This window comes from Polaribacter vadi (assembly GCF_018861005.1).
Classification (GTDB): domain Bacteria; phylum Bacteroidota; class Bacteroidia; order Flavobacteriales; family Flavobacteriaceae; genus Polaribacter; species Polaribacter vadi_A.
In genome coordinates this window covers 1-16,096 of record NZ_JAHKQL010000026.1, presented here as the reverse complement: position 1 = coordinate 16,096, position 16,096 = coordinate 1, and the positions used below count along the sequence as shown (strand labels likewise).

Annotated in this window: 7 protein-coding genes; 1 reads left to right on the top strand and 6 read right to left on the bottom strand. The window is 30.9% G+C overall.

From position 1 onward, the window contains the following. Positions 1–45: 45 nt before the first annotated feature. The 6 genes from KO506_RS12350 to KO506_RS12325 form a co-directional block, all read right to left on the bottom strand. Positions 46–828, bottom strand: a complete 783-nt coding sequence (locus KO506_RS12350; protein ID WP_215995229.1) for a pentapeptide repeat-containing protein — start codon at positions 826–828, stop codon at positions 46–48. A 300-nt stretch (positions 829–1,128) separates the two neighbouring features. Next, the gene (locus KO506_RS12345) at positions 1,129–2,337 is read right to left on the bottom strand and encodes a threonine/serine ThrE exporter family protein (protein WP_215995228.1); all 1,209 of its coding nucleotides are present in this window, start codon (positions 2,335–2,337) and stop codon (positions 1,129–1,131) included. 95 nt (positions 2,338–2,432) lie between these two features. Beyond that, positions 2,433–6,125: a phosphoribosylformylglycinamidine synthase gene (gene purL / locus KO506_RS12340; protein WP_215995227.1), complete on the bottom strand. Its 3,693-nt coding sequence runs from the start codon at positions 6,123–6,125 to the stop codon at positions 2,433–2,435. A 152-nt stretch (positions 6,126–6,277) separates the two neighbouring features. Beyond that, complete coding sequence (locus KO506_RS12335) at positions 6,278–7,276, bottom strand: endonuclease (RefSeq protein ID WP_215995226.1); 999 nt, start codon at positions 7,274–7,276, stop codon at positions 6,278–6,280. Further along, positions 7,277–9,448, bottom strand: coding sequence for an endonuclease (locus tag KO506_RS12330; protein ID WP_215995225.1), 2,172 nt, complete (start codon positions 9,446–9,448; stop codon positions 7,277–7,279). Between the two features lie 74 nt (positions 9,449–9,522). Continuing rightward, positions 9,523–10,734, bottom strand: coding sequence for an RsmB/NOP family class I SAM-dependent RNA methyltransferase (locus tag KO506_RS12325; RefSeq protein ID WP_215995224.1), 1,212 nt, complete (start codon positions 10,732–10,734; stop codon positions 9,523–9,525). Positions 10,735–11,374: 640 nt separating this feature from the next. Here KO506_RS12325 and KO506_RS12320 point away from each other — a divergent pair. Then, on the top strand, positions 11,375–16,096 hold a 4,722-nt coding region (locus tag KO506_RS12320; RefSeq protein ID WP_215995223.1), incomplete at its 3' end, for an SdrD B-like domain-containing protein.

Sequence of the window (16,096 nt, the reverse complement as noted above, 5' to 3'; positions counted from 1 at the left end):
AAAGGTTGACAAATTGCCAACCTTTTCTTCGATTTTATGTGTTTTCTAATTGTTACTCAATAAGTATTTATTAAAGTCTTTACCATTTATTTTGGTGTATTTAGAATCGATATCATAACCAACTTTCATTTTAGAAATATCGAAATCACCAGAAACTTGCATGTATTTAATATTTAAATCTTCTTCGAAATTGGTATTATTAAAAGAAACACCATCATTAAATTTTGTGTATTTAAAAACAGCTGAGTCTTCGAAAATAGCATTTGCAAAACTTACTTTTCTACTGAATTTAGCGTATTTAAAAGTTGAAATTTCACTAAATTTTGAGTTTTCAAAACTAATGTCTCTATCAAATTTAGCATATTTAAAAGTGCTATCATCTTCAAAGGTAGAACCAGAAAAATCTGCTTCTCTTTCAAAACGAGAGTATTTAAACATTGCTTTTCTTTCAAAATTACAGTTTTTAAATATTGCAATATCTTCGAAACTTGCAGTAAAAGTGTAACCTGAATCTTCATCTGGAATGTAAGCTAAAACATCATCTTTAAAAGTACAGTTTATAAAAGAAATTTTAACTTCAATTAATTTCTTAATCTCATTGGTTGAACTTCCAGTTCCCCACCAACTACTTTTTCTTTTAGATGGTAGTTTTTCCATAGCTTCATCCATATAAGTAAAATCTAAAGTACCAACTATTGTTGCATTTTGGTAAGTAATAGATTTTCCGTTTTTAATGTCTTGCAAAATGTCTGAAGCTTCAATGTTTTTTTGAGCAAAAAATGTTGCTGATAAAAAAAGTGTAACTAATAATGTAATTTTATTTTTCATATTTAAAAGTTGAGTTGTTTCTTTAAAGACCAACTAAAAACTAATTTGTGACACATATTAAAATAAAATTTAGACTTTATATTAAAAAATGATTAATTATTCTTACCTTAAAGATTGTTAATTAACACTCAATAAATTTTTATTTAGAATTAAATTAAAGTGCTTATTATTAGTTGTTTATGATTTAGCTACCCTTTTTTTTGGGGTAAGGTTTTAATAGCTTTCTAAAAACTAAAATATTCCCCCAACTTTTTATTTTAAAACTGTTTCAAGAAATTGAAACAGTTTTTTTTAACTTAATTAATCTCTACTACTACTATTGTCTCTAAAAGTACCTGCAAAAAGTAAACCACCAATTATACCCATTAAAATAAATGCAATTTCTTCAAAAACGTTGCCAGAAGATACTGCAGATTTATTTAAAAAAGAATTGCTTAAACCAATAAAAGATTTACTACCAGGTACTAGAATAATTATACCCTGAATTAAATATACAGTTTTTGGGGTTTTAGAAATTCTACCAAATAAACTACTAATACCAACTACAGTTAAAGTACCAATAAAGGTGCTTATTAAAATACCTAAGCCAGATAATAATATAATAATAGAAAAAGAGATTGCGCCTGTTAATACACCAAAAAACATGTCTTTTTTTCTTACTTGAAGCACAGGGAATAATGAAATAGATAGAACAGGAATTGCAAAAAAGTTAATCCATTTTGGCATTTCTGAAGTAGTATCTACTATATTAACTTCCATTAAAGTGGTCATTAACCCAAAACCTAATAAAACTCCAAAAAACTGTTTGAATAATAAGATAATAGCATCAAAAAGTTTAGCACTACCAGAAACTAAATTTTTAGAAGTAATTTCTTCTAAAGCAGTTGTTATACCTAAGCCTGGTACAAAGATAATTATGGAAGCAAGAATGGTTAAACCAACATTAAATTCGGGAACAACTTGTTTTATTAGACAACTAATTATAGTGATTAACAAAGCACTTAGTGATTCAAATACATTTTCTATATATTTTGATTTTGAAGTTAAATAAACCATTAGATAAACCAATGAGCCTGTTAATAAAGATAGCCAAAAAGAAATCCAGTTTGTACCAATAATTAAGCTAAAAGCACCAGCAGCAAAAGCGTAAGCTAATGTTAAGTAAAAGTGATTTACTTTTTTTGTTTTTTGATGTATTATGCTTAATTCTTCACTAATTTCATCACTGTCAACTTCAGAATTAATTACTTTTTTGGTAAGTTCTGCAACCCTAGAAAAAGCACCTAAATTTAATATTCCTGGAGGTATACATTCTATATAATTAAATGATTCTTCATCATCATAAAAAGCATAATTGATCCACGTTGGGAAATCCATGAAGCTTCCTTTAATTCCTTTATTATTTGCGACTTCTGTTAAGTAAGATTGTATTTTATAAGAAGGAATCCCATAAATATGAAGTGCTCTTCCTAATTCAACTATAAATCTATATTTTTTTGGAATTATCATATTTTATTGATTAAATAGTATATATAATTTTTTTATTAGACCCAAAAAAAAAGGGCTTTTAAGCCCTTTTTAAATATAAAGTTTAGGGCGAAATATTATTTCGTCAACCAATTTTTTGCATTTACAAAAGCTTCTAACCAAGGAGAAACTTCATCATTTCTATCTGTTGGGTAATTTGCCCAATTCCATTGAAAAGTAGAACGCTCTATATGAGGCATTGTTACTAAATGTCTTCCTGAAGCATCACACATCATTGCAGTGTTAAAGTCAGAACCATTAGGATTGTTAGGGTAACCTTCGTAACCGTATTTTGCAACAATATTATAGTTTTCTTCAGATTCTGGTAAACTGAATTTTCCTTCACCATGAGAAATCCAAACACCTAATTCTGTACCAGCTAAAGAAGATAACATTACAGAATTGTTTTCTTGAATTTTTACAGAAGTAAATGAACTTTCGTGCTTCTGAGAATCGTTATGAACCATTTTTCCATGAACTATATGTTCAGGGTTTATCAAATCTAATTCCATCCAAAGCTGACAACCATTACAAATACCAACAGATAAAGTATCTTCTCTTTTAAAGAAATTCTTTAATGATGTTTTTGCTTTTTCATTGTATTTAAAAGCTCCTGCCCAACCTTTAGCAGAACCTAAAACATCTGAGTTAGAGAAACCACCAACAGCTCCAATAAACTGAATATCTTCTAAAGTTTCACGACCAGAAATTAAATCTGTCATGTGTACATCTTTTACATCAAAACCAGCTAAATACATTGCATTTGCCATTTCACGTTCAGAATTAGATCCTTTTTCACGAATAATAGCAGCTTTTGGTTTGTCTTTTCCAATTTTAGGAAGTTTACCCGTAAAATTCTCTGGGAATTTATACGTTAATGGCTGATTTTTAAAATTATCAAAACGATCTTGAGCTAAATTATTAGCTGTTTGTTTTTGATCTAATAAAAAAGAAGTTTTATACCAAACATCTCTCATTTCAGCAACATCAAACGTAAAATTATCTTCGTTGTTTTTAATGTTTACAGTTCCTGAATTGTTTGCAGTACCAATATTAAAAAACTCAATGTTATTTTCTGATAAAATTGTTTCTACAGAAGCATCAGCTTGAAAAACAATACCTGAATTTTCTGAGAACAATACTTTTAAAGAATCTTCTTCATTTAAAGAAGAAATGTTTAAATCTGCTCCTAAATTAACATCAGCAAAACACATTTCTAATAAAGTGGTAATCAATCCTCCAGAAGCAACATCATGTCCTGCAGTAATTTTATCCCCTTTAATTAAATCTTGAATTGTATTAAATGCATTTTTTACAAAAGCAGTATTTGTAACATCTGGTGCCTCATTTCCAATAGTATTTAAAACTTGTAAGAAAGAACTTCCTCCTAATTTAAACTCGTCTTGAGAAATATTAATGTAATAGATGTTTTCTCCATTAACTTGTAAAACAGGCTCAACAACCTTACTTATTTCATTACAGTTACCTGCAGCAGAAATAATTACAGTTCCTGGAGCAATTACATCTCCATCAGGATATTTTTGTTTCATTGATAAAGAATCTTTACCAGTTGGAACATTGATTCCTAAACCTAAAGAGAATTCTGAAACAGCTTTTACAGCTTTGTATAAACGAGCATCTTCACCTTCATTTTTACAAGGCCACATCCAGTTTGCAGATAATGAAATTGAATCTAAATTATCTTTTAAAGGTGCCCAAATAATGTTTGTTAAAGACTCTGTAATTGCATTTCTACTTCCTGCTTCTGGGTTTATTAATGCCGAAATAGGAGAGTGGCCAATTGAAGTAGCAACTCCTTCTTTTCCGTTATAATCTAATGCCATAACTCCAACATTATTTAACGGAATTTGCAAAGGCCCCACACATTGTTGTTTGGCAACTTTACCACCTACACATCTATCTACTTTATTTGTTAACCAATCTTTACAAGCCACAGCTTCTAATTGTAAAACTTGCTCTAAATAGATTTTTAAATTCTTGGTTTTATAACGTGGATTTTTATATTTTCTGATGACAGTTTTATCTGTCATTATTGTTTTTGGCGATGAACCAAACATATCTTCTAAAGCTAAATCCATTGGTTTTTCACCAGTAGTTTTAGATTCAAAAGTAAAACGATCATTTCCTGTAACTTCACCAACATCATAAATAGGAGAACGTTCTCTATCTGCAATTTTATGTAAAGTTTCTAAATGTTTATCAGCAATTACTAATCCCATTCTTTCTTGAGATTCATTACCAATAATTTCTTTTGCTGATAATGTAGGGTCTCCAACAGGTAATTTATCTAAATCGATTTTACCACCAGTATCTTCTACTAATTCTGATAAACAATTTAAATGTCCACCTGCACCATGATCATGAATTGAAACAATAAAGTTTTCTTCACTTTCTACCATTCCACGAACTGCGTTTGCAGCACGTTTTTGCATTTCTGGGTTAGAACGTTGTACAGCATTTAATTCAATACCTGAATCTAAAGCTCCTGTATCTGCAGAAGAAACTGCAGCTCCACCCATTCCAATTCTGTAGTTTTCACCTCCAAGAATTACAATTTTATCACCTTCTTTTGGTGTATCTTTTAAAGCTTGTTCTGCTTTTCCATAACCAATTCCACCTGCTTGCATAATTACTTTGTCGAAACCCAATTTTCTTGCAGCAGCATCACTTGAAGAAGCATTTTCTTCGTGTTCAAAAGTTAATACAGAACCTGTAATTAATGGTTGACCGAATTTGTTACCAAAATCTGAAGCTCCATTAGATGCTTTTATTAAAATATCCATTGGAGTTTGATATAACCAATCTCTAGCTTCAAACTTTTTTTCCCAATATCTTGGATTTTCGTTAGAATTTAAAGAGGCTTCCAAACGCGAATAAGAAGTCATGTAAACAGCTGTTCCTGCTAAAGGTAAAGAACCTTTACCACCTGCAAGTCTATCTCTAATTTCTCCTCCAGAACCAGTTGCAGCTCCATTAAAAGGCTCTACAGTAGTTGGAAAATTATGAGTTTCTGCTTTTAATGAAATTACAGATTCGAAATCTGATGTTTCATAAAAATCTGGTTTATCTGCACTTTTAGGTGCAAATTGTTCCACTTTTGGTCCTTTTACAAAGGCAACATTATCTTTATATGCTGAAACAATATCGTTAGGAAATTGTTTCGACGTTTCTTTTATCAATTTGAATAGGGAAGTAGGCATTTCTTCTCCATCAATAACAAAAGTTCCGTTAAATATTTTATGTCTACAGTGTTCTGAGTTTACTTGGCTAAAACCAAATACTTCAGAATCTGTTAATTTTCTACCAATTTTAGTAGCAACACTTTCTAAATATTCAACTTCCTCTTCACTTAAAGATAAACCTTCTTGAGTGTTGTAAGCAGCTATATCTTCAATTTCTAAAATTGCTTCTGGTTGAATATCAATAGAAAAAGACTCTTGATTTAATCCATTAAATTTTTCAGAAATCATTGGATCGAAATCAGAAAAATCTTCAGTTGAAGCTAAAAATTCTTCAATTCTGATAATGTCTGAAATCCCCATATTCTGAGTAATTTCTACTGCATTTGTACTCCAAGGAGTAATCATTGCTGCTCTTGGGCCAACAAAAAAAGCATCTATTGATGTTTCTTCTATTTTAGGTTGATTGGCAAAAAGCCATACCAATTTAGAAATATTTTCTGAAGATAATTCTTTTGTAGTTTGAACAGCGAATACTTTGCTGCTTTTGTTTCCAAAGAAATGAATCATTTTTAAGTAGTGTTTGCGTTTTGTTGTAAAATGCAAAAATACCTAATTTCAAATTAAAACATAAGATTAAATGAATAGTTATTCACTTACTTATAAACTAAAAAAGACGACTAGAAAAGCCGTCTTTTATGATTATTTATTGAATATTCAAGTTATTTAACAATGATTTTTTTGGTAATACTTTTGTTATCACTATTAATTTTTAACAGATACATTCCGTTTTTAAGGTTTTGAATCTTAATTTTATTGTTAGTAAGGTTAGGAATTTTAGCTTCGTAAACTTTAGTACCAATAACAGAATACAAGGTTACAGAAGAAATGTTTAAACCAACAGGAACATCAATAGTTATTCTATTTATTGATGTTGGGTTTGGATAAACTTTAATGTTACTAATAGAAGAAAAATTGTCTGTACTTAATGTAGACCAACGATTTTCTGCTGCAGTACCTCCCCAAATTATGGTAGCTAAATATGGATTGTCTATAAACGGATTTCTATTACCTTGGGTTGCTGAAATAACGTTGTTTCGTTGAATTTCAAAATCTGAAACTGGGTCTTCTTCATTCCATTGTAAAAATAAATCCAAAGAACCAATATCACTAAAAGATTCATCATATCTTAAGTTTAAGTACATAATCATTCTGGCAACATCACCTTTCCATTCATCTCCAGGAAACCAAGAAGAATTATAGTTTGCATAAGTTCCAGAACCACTTGCAAATGGGTTGTTACCTCTAGAACTGTTTATATTGGTGTCGCAAGCTCTTAAATGATGCAAATCTCCTTTTGCAGTGTTACCAATTAAAGATTGAGGGTAAACGTGTTCTGTATTAAAAGTTTGTGGAGAATAAGAATTGTTACCAGATAAATATTCTCTTTTATCTCTACTTTCTGAACTGTACATTAATACCACATTAGACGCATTGTTTAAATCGCTATCAGCATTGTATAAATAATTATGTCTTTCAGAATATTGTAAAATATTTGTATGTTTCGCAATAGTTTCTACAGCCAAATCATCAAATAAATCTGTGCCAGTTAAATTGAAATCTACATCTTTATAATAGTCTTGTAAATCTGATGGAGGTGTTAATTGTGCTATTGCACTGTAAAAACTAAGAATAGCAATTAAAAGTAATGTTTTTTTCATTTATTTTTTAATGATTTTAGTTGAATATATTTTTCCATCAACTTGAAATTGAAGAATGTAAATACCTTTTGATATTTGTTGAATGTTAATTCCTTCTGATGGATTTTGCTCAGAAACTACTTTTTTGCCTAAAACATTAGTAATACTTAGGTTTTTAATAACTTTATTGGAGTTGTTTTGTATTCTGATATAATCGTTTGCAGGATTAGGATAAAACTTAATTCCATCTAAATTAAATTGATCTGTAGAAAGAACAATGGCACTATGAGAGCCAAAATCTTCTGCATTATCTTTTGCAAAAACATCCCATTCATTTTCTAAATCGAATGTTGTGTTTGGTTGAGAAACACCACTTTTTCTACGTATAGTTTTGTCTTTTGCAAAGTTAGAAGTCCCACCATTATAAGTCCCAATAATATCAATTAAAACATCATTTTTAAATAAGCCAACAGGGTCATTACCATTAAAATTTATAGGAGCTCCAAAATTTGTGTCTCCATCATGAATTTGAATAAAATCAGCTTGTTCTATTAAAAATTGCCCAGCTTCTTTAACTGTTTCAGAAGTTGAAGAAGTAAATTCACCTGCTGCTTCGTTTACAATTACATAAACATCTTGCGATTTTATAATACCAGTTAGTGGTAAATTATATTCCCATTCATCACCATTTACACCTCCATTAGATTGTCTTTTTATACTGTAGATAGAGATGTCTATATCAGCATTTGTTAAGTTTACAATTTCTAATGCTTTGTTATTACTAGAACCTTCTATGTATTCTGAGAAAAATAATTCGTTAGCAACTGTAGAGCCATTTGTGGTAGATGCACTTACAGCATTCGATAAATTTGATTTATTGCCAACTTCGTCAACAGCTAAAATTTCTACTTTAAAAGTTGTAGAAGGTGTTAAGCCTGTTACTGTATACATCTCATTTTCTGAAGAGTTCACAAATAAATCATCAATATAAACCTCGTAAAAATCTACTTTTGTATTGTCTGTAGATGAAGACCAAGAAACAATAAATGTAGATTCTGTTTCATTACTAATAGTTACATTAGTTGGTGTTGTTGGAGCTTCATTATCAGCTAAAGTAGAAACGTTTAAAGCAGTACTAGATTCTGATGAATTATTTACAATATCTTTAGCAAAAACTGTAAAACTATAATTTGTATTTGATGATAAATTTGATAAAGTAACTGATGTATTTGAAGTTGCAGTTACTAAATTGCCATCAATATAAATATCATAACTTGTAACAGCTGTATTATCTGTAGCTGCTGTCCAAGATAAATCTAAAGAAAAGGTAGTAACATTAGTTGTTGATAAATTTGTTGGAGCAGTAGGAGCTTCTGTGTCTGAACTGGTGTAAATTCCCCAAGAGTCTTCAGCTTTTGTGCCTCCCCAAATTCTGGTAGCTAAAATTGGATTGTCTATAAAAGGATTTCTATTTCCTTGTGCATTTTGATTGGTAGTATTTTCGTGATACGTATTTCTTTGTCTTTCAAAGTCAGAAACAGGGTCTTCAACATTCCATTGTAAAAATAAATCAATCATATCATCTGGAGTAGAGGAGTTGTCTCCAAAACCAATGTTTGTTGGCAAACAACGATCATTATATCTTACATACATATACATCATCATTCTTGCAACATCTCCTTTCCATTCATCTCCTGGATACCAACCACCATCAGTTTGAATACCAGAATTACCTGAACCAGTTGTAAATTTTCTGTTGTTTCTAGATGAGTTTCTTTGCGCATCTGCTGGTCTTAAATGATGTGCATCTGAACCTGGACCAGAATCTGATAAAGCTGGTGTACCTAAAGATTGTGAGTAAACATGTTCTCTGTTCCAATCTCCAGAACTACCACTATTCTCATTAATTCCACGTTCACGATCATTAGTTACATCTGTATCAGAACCATCTTCAAAACCATAGATTAATAATACTTGGTTGCTATTATTAGGATTTACGTCTGTTGCTTTACTTGCATCCCAAACTTGATCATAAAATAAAAACTGAGTATGAGTACTTATAATTTTTGTAGCCAGTTCTTCTTTTAAAGTTAAACCAGTTACATTTAAATTAACATCATTGTAATAGTTTTCTTGTGATAAAGTATTTAAGCTAATACTTAATACTAAAAGTAAATTGAATAATCTTTTCATTATTATGTTTTAATTTGAAATGATTTCTTTTTCAACACCACTAAATTTTTATACCAGCAATTAAAGTATAAAAACTATTTTTTTTCTAATAGAGCCATATAAAACCCGTCAAAGCCAGATTTATGAGCTAACACTTTTTTATCTTTTACAAAAGTAAAATCTTTTCCTGCTTCTGATGTTAAGAAAGTATTAACTTGATTTTGATTTTCGGATGGTAAAATAGAACAAGTAGCATAAACCATTTTTCCTCCTGGTTTTACCATTTTAGAATACTGCTGTAAAACTTCTTGTTGTACTTTTTTAATATTATCAATAAATTCAGGTTGTAATTTCCATTTAGAATCTGGATTTCTACGGATAACACCTAATCCAGAACAAGGAGCATCAATTAAAACTCTATCTGCTTTACCATGTAATTTTTTAATTGGTTTTGTAGAATCTATTACACGTAACTCAATGTTATGTGCTTTATTTCTTTTGGCTCTTACTTTTAATTTACGCAATTTACTTTCGTAAATATCCATTGCAATTACTTGCCCTTTATTTTCCATTAATGCAGATAAATGCAAAGTTTTACCACCAGCACCAGCACAAGTATCTACTACTTTCATTCCCGGTTTTACATCACAGTAAGCTGCTACTAATTGCGATGAAGCATCTTGCACTTCGAAATATCCATTATGAAAAGCTTCTGTTCTAAATACATTTGCTCTTTCTGGCAATACCAAAGCATCTGGATGGTTAGGAACAATTTCTGTAATTACATTTTCAGATCTTAATTTTTTCTGAAGAATTTCTCTTGATATATTTAATGTATTGGTTCTAAGAATAACTTTTGCTTGTTCGTTTAAAGCAGCAATTTCTTTTGTCCAAATATCTTCACCTAATTCTTTAGCACAAAGTTCATCCATCCAATCAGGTATAGATTCTCTAAATTTTCTAGTTTTAGATAATTCTGCAAAACGACCTTTAATTCTTCTTTCTGGTACATCACCAATTTGGTTCCAATCAGGTAATGCAATTCCTCTTAAAATACACCATACAGAAAATAGCCTCCAAATATTATCTCTATCAAAAGGGGTTTTTACTTCTGCTATTTCTGCATATAAACGGTTCCAACGTACAATATCGTAAATTGTTTCTGCCACAAACTTACGATCTCTAGCTCCCCAACGTTTATCTCTTTTTAGTGCTTTTTCTACAGCTTTGTCTGCATAAACACCTTCGTTAAATATATCTCTAATGCTGTCTATAACAGCAAATGTTAAGTTTCTGTGTAATCTCATTTTCTTTCTACTAATGGGCTGCAAATATACATGAAAATATAAGTATTAGTGTTCTATTTTTTAAGATAAATAAATGATAATGTATTTGTTATTAATATTTTTTTTGTAAATTTGTACCACCTCAATTTATTTTAATGCAAGTTCTAGTTTTAGCCTATATAAAATTAGCTAAAAATTGTATATTAAAGTGAATAAATAAATTTAAAAGCTTTTTAGATTTACCCTACACTACATCCCCATAATTCTTAAATTAGAATTATAGTTTTTCTCTTTTTTAAACAATGTATTACCCTAATTTTTTAGCAATTTAACTATGTTTAAATACAGTTCATCTTTATTCTCTTAATAGAATAAGAATGCACTATTATATTTGTAAATAATAATACATTAAATAAATAACCCTTTTAAAGTAAACCTATAAACCCTAAGCTAAAAAAATGAAAGTACTTCTAGTTACCTTTTAAATAAAAAAACACTTGATATATGCAATTGAAAACTTTTATATTTTTCATTTGTTATTCATTTATAATCTATTCTTTAAATTAAGAATCATTATAACTATCGTATTTAATTTTTTAAAGAGCTTAAAATTATATTCAAATTAACCAATCTATCAAATAAATTAAAAAACAATTATCAAATGAAAATAAAATTACCCTTATCAATTCTTTTCATTTTTCTATTTTCTGGAATAGTAAAAGCACAAACATTATATGATGTAGTGTTAGGTACAGATAATATACCTGTAACAGAAGTGCAATTTGAATTTAATGGAAACACCATTACCCAAACAAATGGGTTTGGTACAGCTTCAACACCAGCTGCAAATCAAACAAATTTGCCAGTATTAATGAATTATTTAAAAATTGATGATGGTGGAGGAACTATTAAAACACTAGATTTCTTTAATGCTCTAGGTTCTTTTGTTACTAATAATAATTTCACAACTGCAGCTACTGGAGTTGGTGTTTATAATGAAGGCGTAAAAACAGAAGTAAAAGACGGTGTTTCAGCTTGGGAAGATGCAATGCAAGATATGGTTAATAGTAGAAATGCACTAAATTACTTATATTATGATGGTGTATCTAATATTCCACCAGCAAATGACTTTGATATTTTGTGGAAAAAAGCATTAACAGATGATGATCATCTTGTAGTGAGCGAAAGATTTGGTAATACATTTTTTTCAGTAACTCCCCTTGATGCAAATGGAAACCCAATAGCTTCAGCACGTACATTACGTTTTGGATTTACTCAAGGCCCAAATAATGGAGGAGGAAGTACAACAGGAAATGGAAGTAGAAAATATGATTGGAACATAGGTTATGGATCAGCAGGACAAAATGCTTCTCAACCACAATATTTTTCTGTAGTAGATGTTGAATTGTTTAATTCACCATCAGCGATATACGGATTTAGAATTGATAATAATGGTGAAGCAGATGTTAAATTTTATGGTATTTCTGATGATACTTTTATAGATAACCCTACTAATCCAATTGTGCCAGGTATAACAGGTAATGTTTTTAATGATTTAGATCAATTAGATGATAATACAGTTGATGGAAATGGAATTTCAACTCCTAGTGGAATTCAGTTATATGTAAGTTTAGTTGATTCTTCTAATAACATTTTATCTACAATACCAGTAGAAAATGATGGGAGTTATGAGTTTTTAGAAAATGTAGATAAAAACACCAATTACACAATAGTTTTACACACAACTCCTACAGGAACTAACACACCTAATTTGCCTGCAAATTGGTCAAATACTGGAGAAAATCAAGGAACATCTGCAGGTAATGATGGAAATACAAACGGAATTATCTCAGTTTCTGTAGGTACAGAAATAGAAACAGAAGTAAATTTTGGAATTATACAATTAGGTTCAATAGGAGATACAGTTTGGTATGATGCTGATGGAGATGGAACTTTAAACGGTACAGAAAACGGTTTAGAAGGTGCAACAGTAACTTTAGATCCAGGTACTCCTGGAGATATAAGTGATGATGTAACTACAACAACAGATGCTAATGGTGATTATTTATTTGATAATTTACCTGCTGACGATTATACAGTAAGCGTAAACACATCAACAGTTACAGGAGGTTTACCTGCTAATGTAACAACAGATGATTTAACACCAACTTATGACAATGATGGAACAGCAAGTGTAAGTAGAAGTGATGTTACTTTAGGTGCTGGAGAAGATAATTTAGATCAAGATTTTGGTTATTCATCACGTTGTTCAATTGGAGCAACAGTGGGTGTAGTAACTGCTAACGATCCAGATGCAGACGGAATTAATAATTCTTGTGATTTAGATGATGATAATGATGGAATTTTAGATGAAGATGAAGGTTGTGGAAATGCAGTATCTACTTTTCCAAATGCTACTAAAGGTTACCTTTTTCAAGGAAACCCTACAAAAGTATATTTAGTAGATTTAACTACAGGAGTTTCTACTCCACATAAAGATTTAACATTTCAAGCAAATGCTGTTGCTGCAAATGAAGCAGATAATTTATTCTGGGCCGTAAATAGAACAGCAAATAACGTAGTTCTAATAGATCCTACAACATTTAATATTGTAGAAACTTTACCAATCAGTACATCAGCTTATTCAGGTGCTTACGATCCTATTAAAAAACAATATGTTATTACAACTTCTTCAAAAGTAACAGTAATAGATGCAGATCCTAGTTCAGCTACCTATAAAACTGAAATATCTTCTTTTTCAGCAGGTGGTTTTAATGTTTCTGATATTGCTTTTAATGCCTCAGATGGTAATTTCTATGGAGTTGCAAATAATACAAGTAATTTATATAAGTTCGATACTACTAATGAAGTTTCTAGCCTTGTTGGTTCTGTAGTTAATTTACCTTCTGGTATTTACGGAGCAGTTTATAGTACTTTAGATGGTAAAATTTACTTAGGTAATAATGGATCTGGTGTTATTTACTTATTAGAATTAAGAAATGGTTTAACAGTTACAGCTTTTTCAAATGGACCAGCTTCTGGTACAAATGATGGGGCTAAAGTGTTAAATGTAGATTTAACAGGTAACCAAGTTTGTTTAGATACAGATGGAGATGGTATACCAAACTCACAAGATTTAGATTCTGATGGTGATGGTTGTTTAGATGTAGAAGAATCAGGAGGTTTAGATTTAAATAATGATGGAATTATAGATGGAACTGGTTTTGATGCTGATGGTTTAGTAACTGGTGGTACAGGAGGTTACAATGGTACAGAAGGTAAAGAAACGATTGCACATCAATTGTCAATAGATACTCCTCCTTCAGATCAAACTGTAGGTACAGGTCAATCTGCTACATTTACTGTTGTAGGTTCTGCAGATATGGCAACCAATTATTTATCAGGTAATCCAGTTTATGATTCTCCAGGAAATGCTTCAGGTAGAATTTTATACCAATGGTATTTAGGAGATCCTAATAATGGAGGAACTTTATTAAATAACGCTGGTATTTACTCAGGTGTAAATACTACATCTCTAACTATAAATCCAACTACAAACAGTTTAGATGGTAATGAGTATTATGTAAAACTAACACATTTAGATAAAGTTTGTTTAGAAGAAATTGCATCAGCAAAATTAACAGTTTTACCAGGTTCAATAGGAGATACAGTTTGGTACGATGCAAATAAAGATGGTTCTAATGTAGGTGAAAACGGATTGGAAGGAGCAACTGTAACATTAGATCCTGGCACTCCTGGAGATGCAAGTGATGATGTAACCACTACAACAGATGCAAATGGTAATTATTTATTCGATAATTTACCTCCAGGTGATTATACTGTTACAGTTGATGCAAGCACAGTAACAAGTGGTTTACCAGCAGGAGTTACAGCATCAGATTTAGCAGAAACATTTGATAATGATGGAATAGGTACTGCAAATACTAGTGATGTAACTCTAGGATTAGGAGCAAATAATTTAGACCAAGATTTTGGATACTATGCACCTAGTTCAATAGGAGATACAGTTTGGTACGATGCAAACAAAGATGGTTCTAATCTTGGTGAAAACGGATTAGAAGGAGCAACAGTAACCCTAGATCCAGGAACTCCTGGAGATGCAAGTGATGATGTAACTACAACTACAGATGCAAATGGAAACTATTTATTTGATGATTTAGTTGTAGGAGATTACACAGTAAGTGTAGATTTAAGCACAGTAACTGGTGGATTTCCAGCAGGCGTTACAATTGCAGATTTAGATCAAACTTTTGATAATGATGGAACAGGAACTGCCAATACAAGTGATGTTACTTTAGTTGCAGGAGAAGATAATTTAGACCAAGATTTTGGTTATTACGCACCTAGTTCAATAGGAGATACAGTTTGGTACGATGCAAACAAAGACGGTTCTAATGTTGGTGAAAACGGATTAGAAGGAGCAACAGTAACATTAGATCCTGGAACTCCTGGAGATGCAAGTGATGATGTAACTACAACAACAGATGTAAATGGAAATTATTTATTTGATGATTTAGTTGCAGGAGATTACACAGTAAGTGTAGATTTAAGTACAGTAACTGGTGGATTCCCAGCAGGCGTTACAATTGCAGATTTAGATCAAACTTATGATAATGATGGAACAGGAACTGCCAATGCAAGTGATGTTACATTAGCTGATGGAGAAGATAATTTAGACCAAGATTTTGGTTACTATGCACCAGCTTCTATTGGAGACACAATTTGGTATGATGCAGATAAAGATGGTTCTGATGTTGGTGAAAACGGATTAGAAGGAGCAACAGTAACTTTAGATCCAGGTACTCCTGGAGATGCAAGTGATGATGTAACTACAACAACAGATGTAAATGGAAATTATTTATTTGATGATTTAGTTGCAGGAGATTACACAGTAAGTGTAGATTTAAGTACAGTAACTGGTGGATTACCAGCAGGAGTTACAATTGCAGATTTAGATCAAACTTATGATAATGATGGAATAGGAACTGCCAATGCAAGTGATGTTACATTAGCTGATGGAGAAGATAATTTAGACCAAGATTTTGGTTATTATGCACCAGCTTCTATTGGAGACACAATTTGGTATGATGCAGATAAAGATGGAGTTCAAGGTGTTGGTGAAAATGGTTTACCAGGTATCACTGTAACATTAGATCCAGGAACTCCTGGAGATGCAAGTGATGATATTATAACAACAACAGCTCCAGATGGAACATATTTATTCGATAATTTACCAGCTGGTAATTATACAATAACAGTAGATCCAACAACTGTAACTGCAGGAATACCTTCAGGAGTTACAGCTTCAGATTTAGTTTCTACTTTTGATGCAGATGGAATAGCAACACCTAATACAAGTGAT